Genomic DNA, 11,470 nt, shown 5'->3' on the forward strand with positions numbered 1-11,470 from the left:
CATCGCCCGCTCGTAGATCTGCTCGGCCTGCGTTTGGTACTCCTCCATCTGAGCCTCCTCCGCCAGGATGTTCGCGTAGCCGATGACCGCGGTCATCTCGTTTCGGAGGTTGTGTCGCAGCACGCGGTGGAGGACCCGAAGCCGGCGCTCCTGCTCGAGCCGCCCCGTCACGTCGGTGTAGATGCCGAACCCACGCTCGGTTCCCTCGTAGCGGTAGCTGAACCCGCGGAACAGGAACGTCCGTCGCCCCTCGGCGGTCAACCGCTCGACCTCGACCGTCTCGTGGCTCTGTCGGGAGGCGGTTCCATCCAGCCGTTCGACCTCCGGGCTACCCTCGGGCGGGACGATCGCCTCCGCCAGCGGCGTATCGCTGACGGCGACCTCGTCGTAGCCGAACGTCTCCTCGAAGGCGTCGTTGACCCGACGGACGATCGGCTCGCCATCGACGAACTCCACGTCGACGACGGCGTCCGGGAGCGCGTCGAAGAGATGCCCAAACCGCCCTCGGCGTCGGTCCTCGTCAGCGTCCGTCGCCGGGGTCGGGGGGCCGGGCGTAGTGGCCTCGTCACTCCCCGCGTCGCCCCCACTCGACACCGCCTCACCGTCAAGGCGATGAAGGGCCGATTCAACGAGCGTCGCCAACAGCGCAAGCCGTCGCCGTTCAGCCTTCGTGATCGATCCCGCTCCGTCGTCGACTGACAGCGCCCCCCGTTCACCCAGCGCTACCGTCGCCGAACGCGTGACGCCCCCGACATCGCCGGAGCCATCTCCGATGACGAGTTCGCCCCGACTCGGCTCCGCCCCCGACGGCCGCTCCCGGTCCTCGCTCAGGGCATCGCCGGAGTCCTCGGCCGCCGCGACCCGGGCACCGTCATCGAAGAGCCTGACCGCGCTAATTTCGAGGTCGGCGATCCGCTCGGCCGTCTCGGCCGCGATATCGGCGATTTCGGCCGCCGTCCCAGCCACACGAAGCGACTGTCCCGCCTCGGCGAGTGCGTCGATAGCCCGGCGGTGCCGGGCCACTCCCGCCTGCTGTGCTCGTCGCTGCCGGTCGGCCTCAATCCGCTCGCCCAATACCCCCGCGAGCAACTCCACGAACCGTCGTTCAGCGCCCGAGTACGCTCCCCTTGACGACTCGCTGCCGAACCACACGGTCCCGTAGCGTTCGCCCCCGACGTGGACCGTCGCCCCGAGGTAACTCCCGAGTCGGTCGAACACCCCAGTCACGTCCCCGCTTCGGAGGGCACACCCCGTATCGGGGAGACAACACGGCCCATCGAAACGGGCTGTCCGTCGACAGAGCGTTCCCTCTAGTACCGTCGGCTCCGGATCGATGCCGCCCGCCGCCACGACGACCGAGTACGACGCGTTGTCGATCTCCGCGAGCGCCCCCCAAGACGCGCCAAACCGCTCGCGTCCGGCCTCCAAGATCGCCTCGACTGACTCCTCGAACGACTGTGTCCCATCGGCGATAGTCCTCCGAAGCGATCGCACCGCGGCCTCGTGTCGCCGACCCTCCGGCGGTGGGCCTGACACCCCTGCGACGCCGGCGATCCGGTCGATCGGTCGCCCCTCGCCTTCGTCCGTCACGTACTCCGTCACACCAAGTCGGGTCGCGCGGGCGGCGATCGCCGGATCCCCGGTTCGGTCATACAGGACCGTCGGGACCGACGTTCCGCGGAGTCGCTCGAGCGCCGCCAACCCACACCCGGGTTCCTCGAGGACGACGCAGTCGGCGAACGCCGCGTGCTCGGCGACCGATCCCGGGGCGACGCGTTCGAGCCGAAATCGTCCGCCAGGGTCGATCGCGGGACCCCGGCCGGCGTAGAGCACGACGGCTGATTCGGGGTTATCGGCAGCCATGCGACACCACCCAATCCATTACGTCGGCGTACGACGAACGCGCTGATAATGGTACCGGCCGATTCGGCCGGTGATTCCGAGAGGCGTTCTCGTCGTCAGTCGATGCGGGCTGAGGTCCGGCTGTACCGATCGCCCAGACCGCGCCGGCTGCATCTATCGCCCAGACCGAGCTGGCCGCACCGACCGCCCAGCTTCCCCCGACCGCCCAGCCATGCTGACCGATACGCCCCCGGTTGCCGCCGCATAATTTACAATCCCGACGCTGTTAGACGCTCACATGGGGTTCGGAAGCTACGACGAATCCGAACAGGGCAACCACGAGATAGACGCCGGTGACGCCGGCGACATCGACGGGGACGACCGACCAGCCGGATCGACGCACGACGGCGAAATAAACTTCGAGTACGAGGACGCCTCAACCGAGGACCTCTTCGAGGCCTACAAGAAATTCAACAACCAGTGAGCGAACGCCCCGTCCGCCGGGCCGCCTCCCGAGGACGTGACCGGTGTCGGGCTGACGCCGGGTTGCGGACGGACGGGGACGAATGCCGCCGCAGGTAAAACCCGGGTGCCGGGCGCTCGGGGTCGCGGAGTCCTACCGCGGTCACGACGACGGAGCGGCGAGTACGCTCTGTGGGGCGGTGGCCCGCGCCGATCGTGTAGTCGACGATATCGAGGTCTCGAGTTGCACCGTCGGCGGCCGTGACGCCACCGAGGCCGCGGTCGATATCTGGCGGCGTCTCGATCGCCCGGACATCCGCTACATTCTCGTGGCGGGCGTCGCCTTGGCGTGGTACAACATCGTTGATCTCGGCGCGCTTGCGGCGGCGACGGACCGTCCCATCGTCGCCGTTACCTTCGAGGATGGCGACGGCCTCGAAGCCGGGATCGAGGCGGCCTTCGACGGCGAGGAGCGGGCGGCCCGCCTGGCGGCCTACCGATCGCTTCCAGGGCGACGGCGGATCGAGGTTGACGGGCAATCTCTCTTTGTTCGGAGCGTCGGCCTCGACGACGCGGCCGCCGACGCCGTGGTCGACGCCTACACCCACGAGCGCCGCCCGGAGCCGCTACGGGTTGCGAAACGGGTCGCGGGGCGGCTTGACGCTGCCCGACGCGATGGGCGTTTAAAAACGGCGGGACCGTCCGACGGGACGTAGCTGCTCGACGTGTCGTAGGTACCTGCCAGATCGTCTCTGCTTGACGAGCCGCGGCCGCCGGGTCGGCCGACCTCTCAGGTACCGCACCATCGCCGCCTCGACCGGCGGGGTTAACTCCCGGCGCGTCGACCTGACGGACGTGCCCGAGGAAATCGACGTTTCGGACTGCACGCGGTGTGCGGAGTTGTGCGACGCCCGGAGCCGCATCGTCAACGGCGTCGGCCCGACCGACGCCGAGTTGTGTTTCGTCGGCGAGGCCCCCGGCGAGCACGAGGACGAGACCGGTGACCCCTTCGTCGGACGGTCGGGCGATGTCCTCGACGACGCGCTCCGGGATCTGGGGCTCGCCCGCCGGGACGTCCGGATCACGAACTGCGTCCGGTGTCGACCCCCCAACAACCGGGATCCGACCGCCGACGAACTGGCCAACTGCCGGTCGCACCTCGAACGGGAACTCGACGCCGTCGACCCGGAGGTCGTCGTTACGCTCGGGAAAGTCCCCTCCGAGCACCTGCTCGGTCGGTCCGTCTCCGTGACCGCCGAGGCCGGGTCCGTCCACGACGCCCGGATCGCCAGCGACCCGCGCCGTGTGCTCGTCTGCGTCCACCCCGCGGCGACGCTGTACGACCCGAGCCAGCGGGAGACGTTCGCCTCGGCGCTCGAGGCGGCCGTCGACCTTGTCGAGGGCGGCGGCGACCAATCGCGGTTAGGCGAGTTTTAAAGAGCTGTCCGCCTCGCCGTTGCGGCCATAGACCGCCCGCTCCGCCGCTGCACTGGCTTCGTTTATAGAGATTCAAGGAGAATACTGGTGGCTAGCCACCAGATGAATCCGACAATTTAACCCACAAACCACCGTCCCGTAACGGTGCGTGGAAAACTGGCAGTTGACTCGGTGTTTGCCACGGCGAGAGCCGAAATCAAACACGTAAGCCGACCACGCCGACAGTCGTTAAACAATCAGGTAACTCGAAGTCCTCTGCAGGATACGAGTAACGGCTTCGTGGCAGAGCCACTGGCTGACTGTCCAGTAAACCGTAGACTCCCAACCTTCAGGATTGACCGACCCGGCCAACACCGGGGGGAGGCCCGCGTCTTTAGACGCGAGAGGATGTCACAAGTAACACGTCCTGATTGATACATATCCTGATTGACAAATCGCCCTGCGGTGGCGCGCGCTCGGAGCCGTGCCCGAGGCGGGCGGCGAGCGCACGCGAGCCGACCCTCCGAGGGCCGGTCGATTCCACGTGCGAGGGATGAGCAGCGCGCGAACGGGCGCATCGCGCCCGTGAGCGACGTGAATCGGTTGGGGAGGCGTGTGGCTGTCGAAGTGTGTCGCGCTTTGTGTCTAGCAAACGGTTGGCTCATATCTCCCGGAGAATAGACAGGTCGCCGGATACGGAACGGAACCGGTCCAGTCCAACTCCGCTCCAACTCTCAGCCCGACTCGGATTCCGAACGACGCCGCAGTTCGTTTATAAGTGTCGGGACAACGATCCCGATGCCGAAAAGCGCACCCAACTCCAAGAGATCGCTTTCCGTGACGGTCCCGACCAGATACCAAGCTGTAAGCCCGAGAAACATGAAGACAAGCGTAATCTTCGTTTCGGGGGCCAACAGCGCATCGCGGGGCATACGCCACGTCACACGGCGTTCGCTTATAAATAGTCGGCGAACGGGGTATAACACCGGCCAGCGAACGGGGTATAGAAGTGGCTGGCCCTTTATAAACGGCGAGTCACCGGACGAACGCGGACCGCCCGACGAACGCGGACCGCCCGACGAACGCGGACCGCCCGATGAACGCGCCTGTGCGAACCCAAACCGACTTTGCCGACGGCCACGGAGACGGAAACATGAGTACCACCCAGCGGACGGCGGACGTCGTCCTCGTCGACTACGGTCTCGGGAACCTCCGGAGCGTCACCCGCGGGCTGGAGCGGGCTGGCGCCGAGGTGACGCTGTCGGAGGACCCCGCCGACTTCGACGCCGCCGACGGGATCGTCCTGCCGGGCGTCGGGGCCTTCAGCGAGGGGATGGACAACGCCGGCCCCTTCCGAGACGCGCTCGTCGACGCCGCCGCGGAGGGACAGCCACTCTTCGGGATCTGTCTTGGGATGCAGATGCTTTTGACCACGAGCAAGGAGGCCGAGACGGTCGGTCAAGGCGACGTCCGGGGGTTGGATCTCGTGCCCGGGACGAACCTCCGATTCGACGAAGGCCGGAAGGTTCCCCACATGGGGTGGAACGAACTCGACGTCCAACACGACCACCCCATCGCGGAGGGAATCGACGGCGACTACGCGTACTTCGTCCACTCCTACTACGCCGCTCCCGACGACGAGTCGGCCGCCGTCGCGACGACGGAGTACGGCGTCGAGTTCCCGGCCATCGTCGCCAACGACGCGGGCAACGTCTTCGGCACGCAGTTCCACCCCGAGAAATCGAGCGATACGGGGCTTCGGATCCTGCGGAACTTTGTCGAGTACTGCCTCGATTGAGGCGGCCCGAGGCCGCCTTGAGGTCGATTTCGACCGCGGTTTCGGCGTTTACTCTCGGGTCTACCGCGGTTTCGACGCCGATTTCGGTTTCAGTCCGACGTTGAGTTCGGCTCCAACCCGGAGGGTTACCATCCCACGGCAAGTGCGCCGATGACCACCACCGCCGCCACGGTCGCGATCCACTCGCCGATCACGACGGCGTGGACGGACCGAGCCGAGACCGACGCGCCGGTCGTCGTTCGCCGTCCGCCCGGATTCAGTAGTCGAGGTCGAACTGCTCGTTCTCGACGACGGTGTTGAGCACGACGCTCGTGTTGGATTCCTTGATATCGGGGTCGATAAGCAGTTCCTTTATCTGCTCGTTCATGTGGTCGGTGTCGGTGAACTTCCCGACGGCGATGATGTCGTGGTCGCCGGTGGTCTCATACACGGTGACCATGTGTGTGTGCTCCTGGAGACGGTCGGTGATCTCGGGGAGCGCGCTCCCCTCGACCTTGAGTTGGATGATCGCGGTCACGTCGTAGCCCAACTCGCCGTAGTCGACGATCGGGGCATACCCTTGGATGATGCCGTCGTCCTCGAGGTTCGAGATGTGGTTCGACACCGTCGTCACCGAGACGTCCAGGTCTTCGCCGAGCGAGCGCAGCGAGGCGCGGCCGTCTTCAAGCAGCGCGTTTACCAATTTCCGGTCAAGATTTTCGTACGTCATTACAGCCGGATACTCACTGGGGGCTTTAGAAGTTTACGACTATTCAGTTCTCTCGACAGGGGCGAGATATTCGCGCAGATCAGCAAGGTTTTAGTACGGGGACGCGTCGAAACGCATGACGAGAAACATGACGAACGACAACGTAACCGCCGATGGCGGTCTCACGGATGAAGCACAGGCCGTTCTCGACGAGATAGATGAGAAAGACGTCGGGTTCCTCCGACTGCAGTTCACCGACATTCTCGGCACGGTCAAGAACGTCGCCGTCCCGGCCGACCAGGCTGAAAAGGCGTTCACTGACGGTATCTACTTCGACGGCTCCTCGATCGAGGGGTTCGTTCGGATCCAGGAGTCCGACATGCGGCTCATCCCAGATGCGAGCACGTTCGCCGTGCTCCCGTGGCGGAACTTCGACGACGGTGCCTCCGCCCGGATGATCTGTGACGTTTATAACACCTCCAGCGGCGAGCCCTTCGAGGGCGATCCCCGCTACGTCCTCCGACGCGCAATCGACCGCGCCGAGGAGATGGGCTACGACATCAACTTCGCGCCCGAGCCCGAGTTCTTCCTCTTCGAGGAAGACGAGGATGGTCGAGCGACCACGGATACCGGCGACCAGGGCGGCTACTTCGACCTTGCGCCGAAGGACCTTGCAAGCGACGTCCGCCGCGACATCATCTACGGCCTCGAAGACATGGGCTTCGAGATCGAGGCCTCCCACCACGAGGTCGCCCGCGGCCAACACGAGATCAACTTCGAGTACGACGACGCGCTGACGACGGCGGACAACGTCGGCACCTTCCGGACGGTCGTCCGGGCGATCGCCGCCCAACACGACCTCCACGCCACGTTCATGCCCAAGCCGATCCCGAAGATCAACGGCTCGGGGATGCACACCCACATGTCGCTGTTCAAGAACGGCGAGAACGCCTTCCACGACGAGGACGACGAGTTCAACCTCTCGGAGACGGCTCACTCGTACCTCGCCGGCGTCCTCGAGCACGCCCCGGCGATCACGGCGGTTGCGGACCCGACGGTCAACAGCTACAAGCGCCTCGTTCCCGGCTACGAGGCGCCGGTCTACATCGCGTGGTCCGATCGCAACCGCTCGGCGCTGATCCGCAAGCCGGCCGCACGCGTTCCGGCCGCAAGCCGCATCGAGGCCCGCTTCCCCGACCCCTCGTGTAACCCCTATCTCGCCTTCGCGGCGCTCATCCACGCCGGCCTTGACGGCATCGAGAAGGGCTTGGAAGCCCCCGATCCGATCCGCGAGAACATCTACGAGTTCGACGAGGCGAAACGCGAAGAGTACGGCATCGAGACGCTTCCGAGCAACCTCGGCGAGGCCGTCGAAGCCCTTGAGGAAGACGAGGTCGTCATGAACGCCCTCGGCGACCACATCGGCGAGAAGTTCGTCGAAGCGAAGACCCAGGAGTTCGAGGAGTACCTCGTCGACGTTTCCGATTGGGAACTCGACCGCTACCTCGAGACGTTCTGAGGCCAGCGACTGCCTCCGAGCGCCGTCGACTCGTGACTCCCGCCGCCTTTTTATAAATGGTTCCGCGACTCTCACTCGCCGCCGCTACTGTTCGCTATCGGACGTTTCGCTCGCCCGGTAAGCCGTCTCCGCGCGTCGCAGTATTTCACGAGTCGGGCGGCCGGTCTCGGCGGCGACCGCCGCACAGTCGTCGTACTCGGCGCTCACGTCGTATATATCTCCGGCGTCGTCCGCGGCGATCTTCACGTCGACCTCGTAGCGCTCGCCGTTGAGCTCGATCGTGCTGGCCTCGACGGAGCGCTCGGCGATCCAGCGGTGGGTCGTCGGCGTCTCGCGAACCCCGAGCGTGCCCGTCTCGGCCGCCAGCCGTTCCGCGACCGCCGAAACGTCCTCGGGCCGCACGACGACCTGTATCAGGTGGCCGGGTCGGGACTTCTTCATTGCCGTCGGGACGACCGTCACGTCGCGAGCACCGGCGTCGGCGAGTCGATCGTGGAGGCCGCCAAGTACCTCCGGCGTCGTATCGTCGACGACCGTCTCGAGGACCCGAATCCCGTCGCGGACGAGCCCGCCCGACGCCGCCCCGACCGTCGCCCGGAGGACGTTCGGGCGGTCCGCAAGGGACTTTCGCCCGGCACCGTAGCCGACCGACTCGACGGACAGCGACGGCAGCGAGTCGACTCCGTCGGCGAACTGCGCTAACACCGCCGCGCCGGTCGGGGTCAGAAGCTCCGTCTCCACCGGGCCGCCGACCAACTCCCAGTTGGCCTCACCGGCGATGTAGGCGACGGCTGGCGCCGGAACCGGGTAGGTTCCGTGGCTCATCGACACCTCGCCGCCGCCCGCGGCGACCGGCGTCGTGACGATCGACTCGACGCCGAGATCGTCGACGAGAAGCGCCGCGCCAACGATATCGGCGATCGCGTCGTCGGCCCCGACCTCGTGGAAGTGGGTGCTCTCGAGGTCGGTCCCGTGGACGCGGGCCTCTGCGACGCCGAGTCGTCGGAACGTCGCTAGGGCGTCGGCCTCAACCCGATCCGACAGGTCCATGCTGGCGACGAGGTCGCGGCACTCGGCGTACGTCCGGTGTGCCCCGGCCCCCTCAGCGCGCGTGTGAGCGTGGGCGTGTCCGTCGCCCGTCTCGTCGTTCTCATCATCGTGGGTCCCATCGTTTTCGTGGTCGTGAGTACGACCGTGGCTGTGGGTGGTCTCCCCGTGCTGGTGGGCGTGCGCGGCCCCGCCGGGATCGCTGCCGTTCGCGTCCGCGTCGTCGGTGTCGCTCCCGCCGCCTTCGATACCGACATCGACCGTCGTGGCGGCGATCCCCTTTTCAGTGGTCTCGTCGATCCGATACTCGATGGGGAGGGCAGCCTCAACGGGGGCGAGGACGTCGGGGTCAGCGCCGGCCGCCACGAGCGCGGCGAGAATCATGTCGCCGGCGGCCCCGGTGCGGCCGTCGAACGCGAGCGTCTGCATGGCTCGCGGTCGGGTCGCCGCGGCGAAAAAGGGACCGGTCGGGGGACAGTAGCCCTCGCGGTCGGTGCGAAATCGGGCGGTTGGAGAATCGAGCGGCTTACCGGAGATCCGGGACGAGAGCGGCCTCTACCTCGTTGCCGTCGAAGCGTTTGCGCTGTCCGCCGTCGGCGCGAACGGACGTTGCGGGCGTGTCGTCTGTCGGCATTATCGGGACCATCGGTTCGATCTCGTCTCGGGACATCTACTTGTCACAACACCCTACGATGTATTAAATGTAATGATCGATAATCATAGATACGGCAAAAACTGCCGGCGGTCTCCGGATAGACGGCTCGGTATGGGGCGTTTGCGCTTTCTCGCCCCCCGTCAATGGGCTATCCGGTCGAGAATCGGGATCTCCTCGCGGCGGGTCGAGTCCAGCGCCGACCAGTAGATCCCGGTCGGCTTCGCCCCCGGCTCGGTCCGGATCGTCCGCGTCGGCGTGCAGATGATGTCGATCGGGACATCGTGACGGTCTGGATCGACCGCCGCCTCGATCACCTGAACGTCGTGGACGGTCGTCACCGTCGGCGTGTCGTCGTCGACGAGTCCGAACTCCCGCAACACCCCGAACTCGAGATCGCTGTACCCCTCTCCCTTCCCCACGCGGACGCCCACGTGGTCGACCGCGACGCTCCCCGAGACGACCGCGTCGACCTCCGGCAACGCCTCGGGACCAACGCGAGTCCCGTAACTGCCCATATGTGAGACCGTCGGTGCGGCGTCAAGATCTGAGACTGACGCGGGGTCGAGTTCGACGAAACACGCCTCCTCGCCGAGGCGCGGGACGGCCATGTACACCGTCGTCCCCGCCTTTAGAAGGCGTCGCCGTAGCGGCAACTGTGGTGCGTCAGGGTTGGCTTTGACCGCGTCGGCACCGTCGAGTTCGGGCAGTGCCATCGCGCGCTCGGCCGCCTCGCTCGCGCCCTTGAAATTGGTGATCCGGCCGTGTGGTGGAAACGGAAACCGGGCGATCTCGTCGTCCGCGAGGCGGTCCCAGATCCGCGCTCTGATCGAATCCTTGTCGGCCACTACGCCATCCCCCGGACGAACTCGATCTGCTCGGGGGCGTAATAAAACGTGAGCATGAGGTAGGCGCCGATGCCCAACACGAGACTCACGAGCCACGCCGTCACCGCGATCCGACCCACCCGCGCGTGGGCGGTCTCACGCAACTCTGCCGGCGTGTGGGTCAACCCCAGCGTAATCGCGTACAGCACGAACGGGACCGAGAGCACGGAGAGGACGATGTGGATCCCGAGGCTCCCGAGGTACAGCCCCCGGAGCGGGGCGCCGGCGATGATCTCCTTTCGGCCGCCGCCGCCGGTCTTTAGCAGGTACATCACCAAGAACAGAAGAATGAGCGCGAACGCGGTGAGCATCGCCTTGCGGTGTTTCGCTACCTCGTCGTTTTTGATCCAGTAGACCCCGGCGAGCAGGCAGCCGATCGTCGCGGTGTTGACGACGGCGATGGCGTGCGCTAGCAGGTCGACGGTTGACTCCGAGATCTCCGGGTAGATTCCCGCGCCGCCGTACACCGTTCCGATGACGACGACGTAGCCGACCACGGTGAGGACGGCCGCGAGCGCCCGCGGGTGTTCCCGGGCGAACTGTGGCCCGCGTACTGTGGACATACGCACAGTTCGTGTTCGTCGCAAAAGGCCGCTTCGTTTTCCCCCTTCAGTTGACGGTTCTTTACCGGCGGCGGGCGCCCGTCCCGGCGTCAATCGGTCCGCGGCAGGGCGTACGCGCCGACGGCGAAGAACACGGCCGCGCCGACGGCGAGCACCAGCAGGTTGAGGTAGGGGTCAGAGCCGATGAGTCCCGCCCCACCTGTCCCCGCGCTTGCGCCGGAGGGCGGCCGGTAGGTGGCCGCTCGAAGCCCGCGCGCGAAGTACGTCAGCGGCGAGAGGTTCATGAACGGGACGAACCACGCCGGGAGCAACGCCGGGGTGACGAACGTCTCCGAGAGGAACAGAAGGGGGATCGCGAAGCCGTTCGAGGCCGCAATGACGCCGTCCTGTGAGTCGGCGACCCGGCCGAGCAGGGCACCGAACCCACAGAACAGCGCGACCGCGAGCGCCAGATAGGGAACGACGAGCGGCGACGCGGCGAAGGTAGCGTCGGTGACGGCGAGCACCATCCCGAGGATGACGAGCGACGCGAGGCCGATGACGGCGACGTTGACGAGCGTCTGCGCCAGCAACCACTCCGCGCGCGACAGCGGCGT

At 66.4% G+C, this 11,470-nt stretch carries 13 protein-coding genes; 5 read left to right on the forward strand and 8 right to left on the reverse strand.

What is annotated here, in order from left to right; all coding sequences use genetic code 11:
- Positions 1-1,863, reverse strand: a 1,863-nt coding sequence (locus ACI944_RS06685) for a PAS domain S-box protein (RefSeq protein ID WP_411718278.1), incomplete at its 3' end; no start/stop codon positions are given.
- A gap of 277 nt (positions 1,864-2,140) precedes the next feature.
- Between ACI944_RS06685 and ACI944_RS06690 the strand changes: the two genes are divergently transcribed.
- The 3 genes from ACI944_RS06690 to ACI944_RS06700 all read left to right on the forward strand — a co-directional run bounded on the left by ACI944_RS06690 (position 2,141) and on the right by ACI944_RS06700 (position 3,741).
- Complete coding sequence (locus ACI944_RS06690) at positions 2,141-2,326, forward strand: DUF5786 family protein (RefSeq protein WP_411718279.1); 186 nt, start codon at positions 2,141-2,143, stop codon at positions 2,324-2,326.
- Between the two features lie 82 nt (positions 2,327-2,408).
- Complete coding sequence (locus ACI944_RS06695) at positions 2,409-3,020, forward strand: DUF99 family protein (protein WP_411718280.1); 612 nt, start codon at positions 2,409-2,411, stop codon at positions 3,018-3,020.
- Positions 3,021-3,159: 139 nt separating this feature from the next.
- Positions 3,160-3,741: a uracil-DNA glycosylase gene (locus ACI944_RS06700; RefSeq protein ID WP_411718281.1), complete on the forward strand. Its 582-nt coding sequence runs from the start codon at positions 3,160-3,162 to the stop codon at positions 3,739-3,741.
- Positions 3,742-4,454: 713 nt separating this feature from the next.
- Here the strand turns inward: ACI944_RS06700 and ACI944_RS06705 are convergent.
- Positions 4,455-4,652, reverse strand: coding sequence for a hypothetical protein (locus tag ACI944_RS06705; protein WP_411718282.1), 198 nt, complete (start codon positions 4,650-4,652; stop codon positions 4,455-4,457).
- 221 nt (positions 4,653-4,873) lie between these two features.
- On the opposite strand from ACI944_RS06705, the gene hisH reads away from it, so the two are divergent.
- Positions 4,874-5,518 carry an imidazole glycerol phosphate synthase subunit HisH gene (hisH, locus tag ACI944_RS06710; RefSeq protein ID WP_411718283.1) on the forward strand — a complete coding sequence of 215 codons (645 nt, stop codon included), beginning with the start codon at positions 4,874-4,876 and terminating at the stop codon, positions 5,516-5,518.
- 256 nt (positions 5,519-5,774) lie between these two features.
- On the opposite strand, the gene lrp is transcribed toward hisH, so the two are convergent.
- Positions 5,775-6,227, reverse strand: coding sequence for an HTH-type transcriptional regulator Lrp (lrp, locus tag ACI944_RS06715; protein ID WP_411718284.1), 453 nt, complete (start codon positions 6,225-6,227; stop codon positions 5,775-5,777).
- Positions 6,228-6,354: 127 nt separating this feature from the next.
- On the opposite strand from lrp, the gene glnA reads away from it, so the two are divergent.
- Entirely contained in the window at positions 6,355-7,725 is a 1,371-nt protein-coding gene (glnA, locus tag ACI944_RS06720) for a type I glutamate--ammonia ligase (RefSeq protein ID WP_411718285.1), read from the forward strand.
- An 84-nt stretch (positions 7,726-7,809) separates the two neighbouring features.
- Here glnA and larC read toward each other — a convergent pair whose 3' ends face one another.
- The 5 genes from larC to ACI944_RS06745 all read right to left on the reverse strand — a co-directional run.
- Positions 7,810-9,201, reverse strand: coding sequence for a nickel pincer cofactor biosynthesis protein LarC (gene larC / locus ACI944_RS06725; protein WP_411718286.1), 1,392 nt, complete (start codon positions 9,199-9,201; stop codon positions 7,810-7,812).
- 97 nt (positions 9,202-9,298) lie between these two features.
- Positions 9,299-9,442 (reverse strand): hypothetical protein, encoded by a 144-nt coding sequence (locus ACI944_RS06730; RefSeq protein WP_411718287.1) that lies wholly within the window; start codon positions 9,440-9,442, stop codon positions 9,299-9,301.
- Positions 9,443-9,567: 125 nt separating this feature from the next.
- Positions 9,568-10,272 (reverse strand): 5-formyltetrahydrofolate cyclo-ligase, encoded by a 705-nt coding sequence (locus ACI944_RS06735; protein ID WP_411718288.1) that lies wholly within the window; start codon positions 10,270-10,272, stop codon positions 9,568-9,570.
- Positions 10,272-10,874 (reverse strand): DUF420 domain-containing protein, encoded by a 603-nt coding sequence (locus tag ACI944_RS06740; protein WP_411718289.1) that lies wholly within the window; start codon positions 10,872-10,874, stop codon positions 10,272-10,274. The genes ACI944_RS06735 and ACI944_RS06740 overlap by 1 nt, the downstream gene beginning before the upstream one ends.
- 89 nt (positions 10,875-10,963) lie before the next feature.
- On the reverse strand, positions 10,964-11,470 hold a 507-nt coding region (locus ACI944_RS06745; protein WP_411718290.1), incomplete at its 5' end, for an ABC transporter permease.

This window comes from Natronomonas sp., from assembly GCF_046710025.1.
GTDB lineage: Archaea > Halobacteriota > Halobacteria > Halobacteriales > Haloarculaceae > Natronomonas.